The organism is Plantibacter sp. Leaf1 (assembly GCF_001421315.1).
Classification (GTDB): domain Bacteria; phylum Actinomycetota; class Actinomycetes; order Actinomycetales; family Microbacteriaceae; genus Plantibacter.
This window is the reverse complement of the sequence record NZ_LMJX01000001.1, coordinates 88,228-102,660: the sequence shown is the minus strand read 5'-3', so window position 1 is coordinate 102,660 and position 14,433 is coordinate 88,228. Positions and strand designations below refer to the sequence as shown.

The window sequence follows — 14,433 nt, the reverse complement described above, 5'->3', positions numbered from 1 at the left end:
GCGGCCCGAGCTGACCGGCCGCGGTCCCGGAGCGAGCGCCCTTCGACAGGCTCAGGGACCAGCAGCCGAGCCCTTCGACAGGCTCAGGGACCGGGGGTGCGCCCTTCGACAGGCTCAGGGACCGAGGCGGACTCAGGGGACGATCGCGCAGCCGCCGTTGGTCCCCAGGGCGTTGGACGTCCCGTTCACCAGCCGGTAGGGCGACGACCACGTCGTCGACGGGAGCGTCAGCCGGGCACCGATGTAGACGTTGGACCCGAGGAGCCCGCCGAGCAACCCGAGGCTGAACGTCGAGGTGACCGTGGTGGTCCCACTCGTCGAGGTCGGGGTGATGACGGTGGGCGAGGTGAACGAGGCGTTCGGCGAGTACGCGTAGTTGATGGTGTAGCCCGCGGGGATCGTGTAGACGACGGTGTACGAGGACAGCAGCCCGATCGTGTTGGGGTTGAAGGTGCAGCTGGTGATCGCCGGTGACGGCACCGTGAACGCGGAGAAACTCGCGGAGCCGAACCTGGTGACCGTCCAGGCCGCCTCGGTCTGCGCTGGGGCGGGTTGCGCCGCGAGGAGGAGTGCGGCGAGCGCGACCACCGACGCCACCAGCCGTCGGTGCGTGCCGATCGGGCGCCTGGCATGGCCCGCTCGCCCGCGTCGATCCGTCACCGTCGTGTCAGCGCGCATCCCTCATCGACCGGCCTTCGCGAGTCGAGCCCGCTGGCGCAGCGCGCCGGTCCAGGCCCCGACGAGTCCGAGGATGACGGCTCCGGCCGCCGCCCAGATCGCGAACTCGACGTTCGCGCCGGTGCGGGGGAGGGTGGTCATGGGCGAGGCCGACACGGACACGTCGTCACCGATGCCGTCGGCCATGAGCGTCAGGGCGACCGACGCGTCGGCGGCCGCGGCCCCGGCGGGCATCCGCACGTCGAAGCGCACCCACCAGGCCTCGGTGCTGCGCATGGACAGGACAGCACGCTCGACACCGTCGACCGGTACCGGCATCTCGTCGAACAGGTGGGTGGTGGTCCCCTCGCATCCGGCGGAGGTCCACCGGACCGAGCAGGCGTCGACCTCCATCACCAGGCCGAGTGCGGACGAACCGGAACCCACCATGGAGACGTCGATGGACCCCGGCGTCGCCGCCGGCTTCGTGTGGATGCCCACCTGCCACGGTGTCGACCGGCCGGGGCCGAGGTTCTGCATGGCCGTCGGGTCGCCCACCGAGGTGAGTACGACGGCCTCGCCGGAGACGACGTCGACCTGCGGTTCCGCGTGCGCCGGACCAGCTGCGGCGCCGAGCGCGAGGCCTGTCCCGAGGACGACGGCGAGGGGTGTGGAACGGAGGGCGGCGTGCCGTGCAGGTCGCCGGTTCGGAGCCTTCGCCGCCGGGGCAGCCGCGGTCCGCCGTCCGCCGGTCCCTCCGGGCGGGTCGTTCCGTCCGGAGCGCGGCCAGAACGCCCAGCCGACGAGCACCGAACAGGCGAGCGTCAGGCCGCCGAGGACCCACGGGTTCGAGAACCAGATGACGATGGCGGCGAGGCCGGGCACCGAGCCGAGGACGATCCTGACCGTCTCCACACGGTAGGGCTCGGGATCCTCGGACAGGTTCGCGTCCCCCTGCATCGTGATCAGGCGCTGCGATCCCGGGGCGCCGTCACCACCGTCCGTGACCGAGGTGACCCGGTGGGTCACGGGGAGCTGCCCGGGGCGGTCGACCGTCACGACGTCGCCGACGCGGATGTCCGACGCCGGGATCTCCCGCACCAGGGCGAGCGAGCCGGTCGGGATGGTCGGGCTCATGGAACCCGTCTTGAACATGATGAGCGTGATGTTGAAGCAGGTGGCGAGGATCACGAGCACGATGCAGACCACGCCGCCGAGGGCCGCGAGGTTCAACAGGGTGCTCCCGACGACCGACGCCACCGAACGGTGGGGTCGCTGCCGTCCGGTGACGTCGATGGTGTCCGCGAGGGTCGGGGTCACGGTGCTCCGATCAGGAACTGGAGGTGCTGGTGAACTGCCACGTCGCCGACGCCGTCCCACCCTGCGCCGAGGACGGGGCGTTCGCCTTGACCCGCACGTCGAAGCAGAACCGCACCGTGGAACCGGCCGCGGCCGACAACGCCCCGGACGCCGTCGGCGTGGCCGTACCGACGGCGAGGGTGGTCGTGTACGCGGGGACGGTCCCGGAGGTGAAGGCCCCTGCATTGCAGGCGGTGGCGACGGGGATCACGACCACGCGGTACTCGAGCTGCGGGAGCAGGGTCCCGGTCGCCGCCGACGTGGAGGTGAGTGCCACTGAGCCGCCGATGTTCGTCGACGCCGTGGTGCGGATGTCGATGGTCGCGTACTGCGAGAGCGACGGCGACATCGCGACCGCGTTGAACGCCAACGTGGCCGGGTTCCCCGCCTCGTGCGCCGCCCACGTCGACGTCACGGTCTGCGACTCCACGGCGAAGGTGCTCGCCGCGAAGGTCGCCGTTCCGAACTCGTCGTCGCTCCAGGCCGCCAGGGTCAGTGAGGTGCCGACGCCGAGGACGAGTGCTGCGGCCAGTGCGGCCCGCGTGCGCGTGTACCGACCTGCCCGGCGAGGCGTCGCCGTGCGATGGTGCCGCCCGAGGGCGGGCGAGTGGCGTCCCATGATGCCCGTCCGTCCCGCGACTACGGCAGCGGGGTCGTGGAGACGGCCGAGAACTCCCAGAGCACGGTGCCGCTCGGTGAGGCCTGGGGGAGTGACGCGGCGGGCGTGACCTCGAAGCAGAGGAAGACGGGTTCCGTGGCCGCTCCGAGCGTGAAGATGTCGGCGGCCGTGCTCGTGGTCGTCGCGGCGTCCGTCACGAGCGCTTCACCCGCGGCGAAGCTCGTCGCGTCGCACCCGAAGGTGTCGGTCGCCACGACGGAGTAGGTGAGGGAGGCGGCGATCGGAGCGGCGCTGGACGCGGTGATGTCCACCGTCGCCGCGTACGTCGACGCGGCGGTCAGCTGCACGGCGAAGCCGGCGTAGACGGGCTCCTCCGGGGCCAGGTTGTCGGCCTCGACAGCGAAGGTGAGTGGAGCGGCGACGTCGTCGGTCGGGTGCTCCGTGAACGCGGCGCCGTCGGTGCTGCCCTCGATGCTGAACGCACCACCGGCGAAGACCCCGGTCGCGAACTCCGAGTCGTTCCAGGCGGCCAAGGTGATCGCCGCACCGACACCGAGGACGAGCCCGCCCGCGAGGATCGCCTTAGCCCGCTTGCTGCGGAGGCCGCGTGCGGGTGTGTCAGCGCCGGTCGCCGCTGGGGCTTCGGTGGTGGTGTCGATGGTCATGGAAGCCCCCTGGAGTCCGGCGATGGCACCTCGTGCCACCTGCGGGTGTCTGGCACGGGGAGACGACCTCCACGCGTCTCTCGACACTCACAGGACGATAGGCAGGACGCTCAGGTGTTGTCACCAGTAGTGGGGTACTGGGATCCCTCACCGCTACCGGGAAAACTGCGGGGACGGAGCCCGTCGGCGCAGCATCACCGGCATCACGCCTCGCGCCGCACCGACTGGGAGACGATCCTGCCGAGGTCCCGCCGGCGTCCGGCACCGACCTTCGTCCGCGCCTGGAGCACGTGCGACTCCACCGTCCGCACACTGAGGAACAGTCGGGTCGCGATCTCCTGGTTGCTGAGCCCCTCGGCGATGAGCAGTCCCACCTCCAGCTCGCGGCGGGTGAGGGCACTCAGATCGGCGGGTTCCTCGCTCTCGCTCCTCCGAGCGTCCGTCGCGAGATAGGCGAGCGGCGCGTGCGAGGGCGGCGGCGCCGGCGTCGTCGGGACCGCACCGGTGTCGGTCCGGAAGGAGACGAAGAGCGGTGACGGGGACGCGATCGCGTGCTGATCGATCACGGCCTCCGATGACGGCCGAGGTGAGGCGTCGGTCAGCTGCGCGGCTCGCTCCGCACACCGACGCGCGTGTTGCGGCCGGCCCTGTGCGGCGTGGAGTCGTTCGGCGAGGTGATGGGCCCCGATCGCCCGATGCCGGGCTCCGAGCTGCTCGAGCGAGCAGGCGGCCTCCTCGGCTCGGCTGGCGTCACCGACCGCCCCGGCTTCGAGGAGGAGCAGCAAGGCGCCCTGGAGCGGGGTCAGCTCGTTCGACCGGGCATCGGCGACCCACTCGAAGGCCTCCACCGGCTCCGCGCCGACCACCGAGGCGAGGCACGCGGCGTAGACGCGTTCCGTCAGCGGCTTCTGAGACGACCGTGCCATGCCGTACAGATGTACCCGAGCCGCGTCGAGTTTGCCGCTCGACATCAACAGGCTGAAGTCGGCCACGTCGGCCAGGTAGGAGAGGGCCGTCGAAGCGTCGATCAGCTGCTGATCCTCGGTGGCGCGACGTTCCATCGCCTCGTCCACGTGACCGGTCTGGGCGAGCGCGCTGACCATGAGCAGGCCGAGCTGCGTGTGCACTTCCGGAGGCAGGGTGGAGTCGAGCATCCGTTCGACGATCCGGAGGTCGGCCAGTGCCCGTTCCGGTCGTCCGTCGAACAGGGCCAACTGTGCGCCCAGGATCCCGACCACGCTCTGATCGATGGTCGCCAACCGGCCGGTACCGCGTTCGGCCCGTTCCGCGAACTCGTCGACGTAGCGGGCGAAGCCGGCCCAGGACAGCCCCGCGAAGAGCCGGATGGTGCCCGCCGACAGCACGTACATCGCGCTGGCGTCCCGGACTGCGTGGGAGAGGGGGCGAGCGGAACTGTACGGCACCGCCCGGTACACCGAGTCGGCCAGCTGGAACAGGTCGCGGAGTTCGGACGGGGTGGAGTGCATGCCGAGGCGCGTCAGGAGCGCGGCTGCGGCGTACAGCCGCGAGGACTGCGTCGCCTCGGTGTCGCGCAGGACCTTCCAGAAGACCGCGTCGCTGTCGGTCGGACCCTGCTCGTGCTGGTCCCGCCACGTCTCGATCATCAGGATCCGCTGCGAGAGGACGCGACTGTCCTCCTCCTGCTCGGTGAGGTGCTGGGCGCAGGTGCGCTCGCTCCACCGGTCGAGGGTCGCCCGCCAGCTGAGGACCTCCGACTGGATGTCGTCATCGGTGGCCGCGGAGGCGTCCACCTCCAGGACGCGTTGCGCGCCGACGACGTCACCCAGCATCGCGAGCGACCGCGACCACTGGAGTGCTGCCGCGACCGAGGGATACAACGCGGCCGAACGTTCGGCGAGTGAGCGGGCGTCCTCGGCCAGCCCCGCCACGTTCGCGACGTGCGCCGCGTCGAGGAAGACACGGGCCACGGTGGAGGACTTGAGGCCCTCGTCGAGGTGGTCGGCGGCCGTCGTCAGCCAGTAGCGACCGAGGATGAACGACTCGTTGGGGGTGAGGCGGCCGCCGACCCTGAGGTCGGAGATGAGGGTCCGCTGCACGCGGTCGTGGCGGTGCAGACGACCGCTGTGCCGCCATTCCGCGAGCGCCGACCAGGCGTGCAGCTCGTCGGCGACGATCCGGTCCTGTCCCGTCCCGTCGTTTCGGGCGAGTCCGAGCCGCATCAGGGCGTGCAGCGGATGTTCGCCGAGGAGGCGTGCCGCTCGTGCGTAGGGGATCGTCCCGAGCTTCGCCAGCATGACGAGCGCGTACCGTTCCTCGTCCTCGAGGCGTGCGAGCTGTGGTTCCGTCAGATCGTGCACGCGCGGGGAGACCCCGGCGACGCCGAGGGAGAGGATGCTGCGGGGGAGGTAGAACTCCCCGCCCGTCTCGAGCGCGTCCTTCGTGAGCTCGTGGACGAGCCGCGGCGAACCGTTGCTGAGACGGACGATCACGGCCTTGGCCATGTCGTCGAGGACGGCGTCGTCGGCTGCTGCGTCGGCGAGCGCCGAGGCTTCGAAGCCGTCGAGGGCAGGGAGGTCGATGCGGGTGAGCGCGCCGCTTCGCCAGACGGCGAGGAGGCGGTGTGCGGCCTCGTCTGGCCGCCCCTGCAGGCCGGTGCGTTCCTGTTCCAGGGTGACGAGGGCGACCTGGTCCCGCGATCGTGCGAGATCGACGAGGTCGGTCAGGCTCGATGGGTGCAGGTCGGCGCCGTCGTCGATGATGAAGACGGAGCCGCTCGGTGCGTCGCGCCACCCGCCGAGGGCGTTCGAGGCGTGCAGGGAGGAGTCGGTGAGGCGGATGACCGAGCGCCCCTGCTCGTGCATCCGGCGCCCGATGGACTCTGCGGCGAAGGTCTTGCCGTAGCCGTGCGGGCCGACCAGCAGGGTGCTGGCCCGATCGTCGATCAGCGTGGCGACGCGGGCGATGGCCGCGGCTCGGCTGCTTTGGGCGGCTGGCGCCCGCGTGGCGGACTGTCGGAACTCGCCGGAGCGCCGAAGCGCCGACCCGGCCGACCGGCTCGCGCCACTGTACTGGTGTCCGCCGGCGCTCATGAACGGACCTGCTCACGCGAGATCGTCCACCGCTCCTGCGGTCGTGCCGTCGCCAACAGTCCATCCATCGCAGCCCCCTCAAGCTCCGTCAGCTTCCGACGGGATCCGCACCACTAGGGATGCTGCGAATCCTCCGTCGGACTGCCCCCATTATCCGTATTCCCTGAGCGGTCCAGGAGACCTAGCTGTGGGTTCTCAGTAGAAACTACGTACCTCACATGGGGGTTATCTCGTAACCCCGGGGGAATGTCCCGCGTCCGGGGGCTCTCGGCGGTCTGAATACGGGTTTCGATCCCTGTACTACCGGGGTTGGTGTCCCCTCGGTGGGGGACAGGTTGAGCCGGCTTTAGATTGGCCGGGATCGACGCCAGTCACGGGTCCGCCCGTGCACCGAAGAAAGGGTTCCACCGTGGGGGAACAGCAACGAAGCATCCTCGGCAGAGGCCGTGCATGGAAGGTCGCGGCCATGGCCGTGGTCGGGACGGTCATCGCCATGGGGTCGACAACGGCGGCGACCGCGGCACCGGCGGACGTCTCGGACGGCTTCGGCCGGTTCCTCGGCGGGCAGGCGGCCGGCATCAACCTCGACGCCCTCGCGGCGGTCCCCGGCGCCCGGGCGGAGAACCCCAGCGGCGTGTACCCGGTCGCGGCGAACCCGCTGTCGGCCGAGGTGCTGAACACGCTCGGTGTCGATCTCGGAAGCTCGCTGCAGCTGTTCGGCACCAACGGCGTCGTCGAGCTCGGCGCGGTCGCCCAGTACGGTGCTGCGGCCACCAACGGTGACGCCTACGCCGGATCCGGTGCGGTCACCGACCAGGGCGGTGTCTCCATCGGCGGGCCCGACGCTCCACCCGCGGACGCCGACCTGAACCTCACCGGCCTGCTCGGCCGGGTCGGCACGCCCACCGGTGGTGTCCTCAGCGACCTCTCGCTCAGCCTGGGCGCGCTCGCCTCGACGATCTCGCAGACGGGCGGCGCCACGGCCGTCCCCGACTACCAGATCTCCGGTGCGACCCTCAACTTCACCAGCCCGCTCGTGCAGAACGTCGGCACGCAGGTGACGGGCTTGGTCCCGTCGCTGCAGACCACGCTCAACGGACTGACCTCGGCGCTCAACACGGCGCTGAACGCGAACCTCATCGGCGTCCTCCGGGTGAGCGCCACGGCGACGGTGACCCCGCCGAACCTCGCGACCGCGGTCAACACGATCCTCACCACGCAGGCGTCGCAGACCGCGGCGACCGGCGTCTCGGTCAACTTGCTCACGGGCGCCGTCACCGTCGACCTCGCGACCCTGCTCGCGAACGATCCGACCCTGCCGGACCTCAACGACCTCCCACCGAACACCTCGCTGCTGTCGGGGCCGATCGGCGCTGCGATCGCTGCCGCGATCACCTCGGCCGTCACCGCGCAGGTCACTGCCGTGTCCGCCGGCCTGCAGACGCTCGTCAACAACACGCGCATCCAGGTCACCGGCAACGTCACGACCAACGTGGTCGTCACGCAGGTGCCCGTCATCTCGCTCTCGCTGGACTCGACGCTCGGCGCCGTCCAGAACGGCACCGCCGCGTTCACCTCGGCCGGCCTCCTGCCGAACGTGCTCAACCCGATCCTCACGACCCTCGGACTCACCCTCGACGGCGTCGTCAACCTCGTCCTGAATATCGTCAAGAACACCGTCGCGACCGCCTTCACCGGGCTCGGCACGGTGAACACCAGCCTGAACACCATCACCGGTGGCCTGGCGACGAACGTCGTCGGCCCGATCCTCAACATCGTGCGCCTCGCCGCGGACGTCACCGCCAACGTGCAACCGGCGACCGGTGACCTCGGGGCGGGGTCCTCGACGGTCCGCGCCGCGCAGGTCTCCCTCGTCCCGGCGATCTCACTCGCCACCGTCAACCTCGCGTCGTCCTCGGTGCGCGGCACGCTCGTCGTCTTCGACACGGCGATCACGGCGACGCCGGCGACCGTCAACCCGGGGCAGTCCACCGTCATCACCGGTTCCGGCTTCGCGGCGAACGAGCAGGTCACGCTCGCCGCGCCCGGCTTCGATCCGGTCATCACGACGGCGAACGCCGCTGGCGAGATCAGCCAGCCGGTCGCGATCCCCGCCGGCTTCACTCCGGCGACGGTCACATTCACCGCCACGGGGGAGACCTCTGCCACCCCGGCCACCACCGACCTCGTCGTCGCACCGTTCGTCACGGCGATCACCGCGGACCCGGCGACGGTCGCCCCCGGCGGCAGCACGACGATCACCGGAACCGGCTTCCTGGCCGGTGAGTCGGTGTCCATCACCGTGCCGGGCATCACCGACCCCGTCGTCACCACGGCCACGTCCACGGGCACGATCTCGACGAGCCTCACGTTCCCGGCGGCCTTCCCGCTCGGACCCGTGACGGTCACGGCGACCGGCGCCTCCTCGGCCAGCCCGGCGACCACGACGGTCACCGTGGAGGCCACGCAGTACGTCACCGAGATCACCGTCGACCCGGCGAGTGTCCTCGCGGGCGGCACGACGACCGTCACCGGTTCGGGCTTCGCCGGGGGCGAGACGGTCACCGTCACCATCCCCGACGCCGACCCGGTGACCACCACGGCCACCGCAGACGGCGACATCGAGGTCGACCTCACGGTGCCCACGGACTACCCGACCGGTTCGATCGTCGTCACCGCGGTCGGTGCGACCTCCGACACCCCGGCCACGACGAACCTCGCAGTCGCCTACGACACGTCGATCGTCGCCGTCCCCGACACCATCGCCGGTGGGACGACCACGATCATCAACGGTGCAGGGTTCGCCCCCGGTGAGGACGTCGTCGTGACGTTCCCCGGCCTCGACCCGGTCACCGTCACGGCCACCACGCTCGGCGCGATCGGCACCCCCATCGCGGTCCCCCAGGACTTCGCGGTCGGCGACGTCACGGTCACCGCCCTCGGCGCCGTGTCCGCGACGGAGGCGACCACCGTCGTCACCGTCACCGCGACGATCTACGACACCGCCATCACGCTCGACCCGACGTCGCTCATCCCGGGTACCTCGACGACCGTGACCGGCTCCGGCTTCCTGCCCGGCGAGACCGTCACCGTCGGCTACCCGGGCGGTACCCCGGTGACCGTCGACGCCGACGCCGACGGCGACTTCACCGTCGAGCTCCCCATCCCCGCCGGCACCCCGGCCGGAACGCTCGTCGTCACCGCGACCGGCGAGACCTCCGCGACCCCGGCGACCGCCGACCTCGAGGTCCTGCCCTACGACACGGCCATCACGGCCGACCCCGCGACGCTGCTCCCCGGGAACGCCACCACGATCACCGGTACCGGCTTCGCGGCGGACGAATCGGTCTCCGTCTCCTACCCGGGCGGAACGCCGGTCGTCGTGACTGCGGACGGCGACGGCGAATTCACCGCCGTGCTCCCGATCCCGTCCGGGACGCCGGCCGGCACACTGACGGTCACCGCCACCGGTGCCGTCTCCGGTGTCCCGGCGACGACGGACCTCACCGTCGAGGCCTACGACACCGCGATCACGCTCGACCCGTCGACCGTCGCCCCCGGCGGCAGCACCGTCGTCACCGGCTCCGGCTTCGTGCCGCAGGAGACGGTCACCATCACCATCCCCGGCCTCACCACCCCGGTGACCACCACGGCGAACGGCGACGGTGAGATCTCCGTCAGCGTCTCCCTGCCCGGCGACTTCCCGCTCGGCGACGTGACGGTCACCGCCACCGGCGAGGTCTCGGCCACCCCGGCCACCGCGGACCTCACGGTCGAGGCCACCACCTACGTCACCGCCATCACGGCCGACCCGACGACGGTCGTCGCCGGCGAGAGCACGCTCGTCACCGGTACCGGCTTCGAACCCGACGAGACGGTCACCGTCTCGATCCCGGGTGCGCCCGCGGTCACCACGCAGGCGTCGGGCACCGGCACCATCTCGGTGCTGCTCCCCGTCCCCGCGGACTACGCCGAGGGAGCGGTCGTCGTGACCGCGCTCGGCGAGGTCTCCGAGACCCCGGCCACCACGAACCTCACGGTCGACGTGGTCTACACCCCGACGATCACCGCCGACCCGGCGACCGTCCCCGGCGGCACCGCCACCGAGATCACGGGCACCGGCTTCGCACCGACCGAGAGCGTCACCGTCACCTTCCCCGGGCTCGACCCGGTCACGGTCACCTCGAACGCCGACGGTGAGATCACGACCACCATCGCCGTCCCGCAGGACTTCGCCGTCGGTCCCGTGACCGTCACCGCGCTCGGCGTCGTGTCGGCCACCGAGGCGACGACCACGGTCGACGTCACCGCCACCGTGTACGACACGGCGATCACCGCCGACCCGGATGCGCTCCTGCCCGGCGGCAGCACCACCGTCACCGGCACGGGCTTCCTGCCCGGCGAGTCGGTCACCGTCTCGATCCCCGGCGGCACGCCCGTCGTCGTCGAGGCCGGGACCGACGGCGGCATCACCGCGATCCTGCCGATCCTGCCCGGCACGGCCGCCGGACCCGTCGTCGTCACCGCCGTCGGAGCCGTCTCGAACACGCCGGCCACCGCGACGGTCACGGTCCAGGCGTTCGACACCACGCTCACGGCGACCCCGTCCACGCTGAACCCCGGCGACTCGACGATCCTCTCGGGCAGCGGCTACGTCGCGAACGAATCGGTGACCATCTCGGCCCCCGGCTTCGACGACGTCGTCACCACCGCGAACGGGCTCGGCGAGATCAGCCAGGTCGTCGCCTTCCCGGCCGGATTCGTGCCGGCCACCGTGACCTTCACGGCCACGGGCGCCCTCTCGCTCACCCCGGCGCAGACTTCCGTGGTGGTCGAGGCCGTCGTCTACGACACGGCGATCACCGTCGACCCGACGACCGCCAACCCCGGCGGCACCACCACCGTCACCGGCACCGGCTTCGCACCGAACGAGACCGTCACGATCACGATCCCCGGCGGCGACCCCGTCACGGTCACGACGGACGGCGACGGCGACTTCACGCAGGAGGTCACCATCCCGGCCGGCACCCCGGCCGGGCCGATCACCATCACCGCGACCGGTGAGACCTCGAACACGCCGGCTGACGCCGACGTCACCGTGGAGGCGTACGAGACCGCGATCACCGCGGCCCCCGGCACCCTGCTCCCCGGTACCTCGACCACGATCACCGGCACCGGCTTCGCGCCGAACGAGTCGGTCTCCGTGTCGATCCCGGGCGGTACCCCGGTCGTCACGACGACGAACGGCACCGGTGGCTTCACCGTCGCGCTGCCGATCCCCTCGGGCACGGCCGCCGGCGACCTGGTCGTCACCGCGACCGGTGCACTCTCCGCGACCGACGCCACGACCACCGTCACCGTGCTCGCCTACGAGACGGCGATCACGCTGGATCCGGCGACGGTCGCCCCTGGTGGCAGCACCACCGTCACCGGCACCGGGTTCGCCGCGAACGAGAGCGTGGACGTCACGGTCCCGGGCATCGTCGACCCGCTCCCGACCACGGCGAACGCCGACGGCGAGATCTCGGTGAGCATCCTGCTCCCCGCGGCCTTCCCGATCGGTGACGTGACGGTCACGGCGACGGGTGTGGTCTCGGCCACCCCGGCAACGGCCACCCTCACGGTCGAGGCCACGATCTACGTCACCGCGATCACGGCCGACCCGGCCACGGTCGTCGCCGGCTCGAGCACGCTGATCACCGGAACCGGCTTCGAACCGGACGAGGACGTCACCGTCTCGATCCCGGGTGCCGACCCCGTCACCACGCAGGCCTCCGGCACCGGCACCATCTCGGTGTCGCTGCCCGTGCCGGCCGACTACGCGGAGGGCACGGTCGTCGTGACCGCACTCGGTGCGACGTCCGACACCCCGGCCTCGACGAACCTCACGGTCGACGTCGTCTACACGCCGACGATCGACGCCGACCCGGCCACGGTCGCCGGTGGTACCTCGACGGTCATCACGGGTGCGGGCTTCGCGCCCACCGAGAGCGTCACGGTCACCTTCCCCGGGCTCGCCCCGGTGACGGCCGATTCGAACGCCGACGGTGAGATCACCACCTCCTTCGCGGTGCCGCAGGGCTTCGCGACCGGGCCGGTCACGGTCACCGCCCTCGGGGTCGTGTCCGCGACGGAGGCGACCACCACGGTCACGGTCGAGGCCACGGTCTACGACACGGCGATCACGCTCACCCCGGACACGCTGAACCCGGGCCAGAGCACCACGGTCTCCGGTTCCGGCTTCCTCCCGGGCGAGTCGGTCAGTGTCTCGATCCCCGGCGGCGACCCCGTCGTGGTGACGGCGAACGGCGCGGGCGGCTTCACGGCCACCCTGCCGGTGCCGGCCGGAACGCCTGTGGGTCCGGTCACGGTTACCGCTGTCGGTGCGACCTCGGCGACGCCCGCCGACGCCGAGCTCACCGTCGAGGCGTACGACACGGCGATCGTCGCGACCCCCAGCACGGTCACGGCCGGTGGGGCGACGCTCATCACCGGTACCGGCTTCGCGGCCGACGAGTCGGTCACGGTCACGGTGCCCGGTGGTACCGCGGTCCCGGCGACGACGAACGGTGCCGGCGAGTTCTCGGTCGGCATCACCGTCCCGGCGGGAACCACCGCTGGTCCGCTGCTCGTGACGGCCGAGGGTGCGGTGTCGCAGACGCCCGCCACGGCGACCGTCACGGTGACGGCCATCGTGTTCACGCCGGTCATCACCGCCGATCCCGACGCACTCATCGCGGGCAACTCCACCGTCATCACGGGCTCGGGCTTCGCGGCCAACGAGTCGGTGACGGTGTCGATCCCCGGCGCTCCGGTGGTCACACAGGTGACGAACGCGGGCGGCGGCTTCACGGCCACGCTGCCGGTGCCCGCCGGGTACGCCCTCGGTGACGTCACGGTGACGGCTCTCGGGGTCGCATCGGACGAGCCGGCGACGACGACCATCGAAGTCCTCGCCTACGACACGGCGATCACGGTCGACCCGTCCTCGGTGCTGCCGGGTGAGTCGGTCACGGTCGACGGGACGGGCTTCGCCGGGAACGAGACCGTCACGGTCTCCATCCCGGGTGCGCCGCCGGTCACCGTGGTGACGAACGCGGACGGTTCCTTCACCGTCGAGCTGCCCATCCCGGACGACTTCACGCCGGGCCCCGTGACGGTCACCGCCGAGGGCGACGTCTCCGAGACGCCGGCCGAGGCCGACGTGACGATCGAGGACGGCGCGGTCGACGTCGACACCGACGCTGCGGCGGTCGATGTCGACGCCGCGGCTGACGTCGACGTCGACGTGGACACCGACGGCGCCGCTGATGTCGACGCGGATGTCGACGCTGCTGCGGACACGGACACGGACGCTGCTGCCGACGTGGACGCGGATGCTGACACGGACGCTGCCGCCGATGTGGACGCTGCTGCGGACACGGATGCTGCCTCCGACGTGGATGCTGCTGCCGACACGGATGCTGCAACGGATGTCGATGCTGCTGCGGACACGGATGCTGCAACGGATGTGGATGCTGCTGCCGATGTGGATGCTGCGGCTGACACGGATGCTGCCACCGATGTGGATGCCGCTGCTGATGTGGATGCTGCTGCCGACACGGACGCTGCCGCTGATGTCGATGCTGCTGCCGACGTGGATGCTGCCGCTGATGTGGACGCTGCTGCCGATGTCGATGCCGCTGCTGACACGGACGCTGCAACGGATGTGGATGCTGCCGCGGACACGGATGCTGCCGCCGATGTGGATGCCGCTGCTGATACGGATGCTGCCGCCGATGTCGATGCTGCCGCTGACACCGATGCTGCTGCCGACGTGGATGCCGCTGCGGACGTGGATGCCGCTGCTGACACGGACGCTGCTGCCGACACCGATGCTGCCGCGGACGTGGATGCCGCTGCCGACACCGATGCTGCTGCTGATGTGGACGTTGCTGCCGACACCGATGCTGCCGCTGATGTAGACGCTGCCGCTGACTCGGATGCTGCCGCTGACGTAGACGCCGCGGCCGATGTGGATGCTGCCGCCGACACCGACGCTGCCGCTGATGTGGATGCTGCC

The 14,433-nt window shown here is 71.2% G+C and carries 6 protein-coding genes; 1 reads left to right on the top strand and 5 read right to left on the bottom strand.

Going from position 1 to position 14,433, the window contains the following annotated elements; all coding sequences use genetic code 11:
* Positions 1 to 132: 132 nt before the first annotated feature.
* The 5 genes from ASE44_RS00380 to ASE44_RS19065 all read right to left on the bottom strand — a co-directional run bounded on the left by ASE44_RS00380 (position 133) and on the right by ASE44_RS19065 (position 6,371).
* Positions 133 to 678 (bottom strand): hypothetical protein, encoded by a 546-nt coding sequence (locus tag ASE44_RS00380; RefSeq protein ID WP_056776371.1) that lies wholly within the window; start codon positions 676 to 678, stop codon positions 133 to 135.
* A 3-nt stretch (positions 679 to 681) separates the two neighbouring features.
* Positions 682 to 1,977, bottom strand: coding sequence for a signal peptidase I (locus ASE44_RS18765; RefSeq protein WP_235522509.1), 1,296 nt, complete (start codon positions 1,975 to 1,977; stop codon positions 682 to 684).
* A 10-nt stretch (positions 1,978 to 1,987) separates the two neighbouring features.
* A complete protein-coding gene (locus ASE44_RS18885; RefSeq protein WP_056014432.1) occupies positions 1,988 to 2,635 on the bottom strand; it encodes a SipW-dependent-type signal peptide-containing protein in 648 nt (215 codons plus the stop codon).
* Between the two features lie 20 nt (positions 2,636 to 2,655).
* Positions 2,656 to 3,300, bottom strand: coding sequence for a SipW-dependent-type signal peptide-containing protein (locus ASE44_RS00365; RefSeq protein WP_157579735.1), 645 nt, complete (start codon positions 3,298 to 3,300; stop codon positions 2,656 to 2,658).
* 203 nt (positions 3,301 to 3,503) lie between these two features.
* A complete protein-coding gene (locus ASE44_RS19065) occupies positions 3,504 to 6,371 on the bottom strand; it encodes a LuxR C-terminal-related transcriptional regulator (protein WP_056776367.1) in 2,868 nt (955 codons plus the stop codon).
* Positions 6,372 to 6,837: 466 nt separating this feature from the next.
* On the opposite strand from ASE44_RS19065, the gene ASE44_RS00355 reads away from it, so the two are divergent.
* Positions 6,838 to 14,433, top strand: a 7,596-nt coding sequence (locus ASE44_RS00355) for a choice-of-anchor G family protein (RefSeq protein WP_162235715.1), incomplete at its 3' end; no start/stop codon positions are given.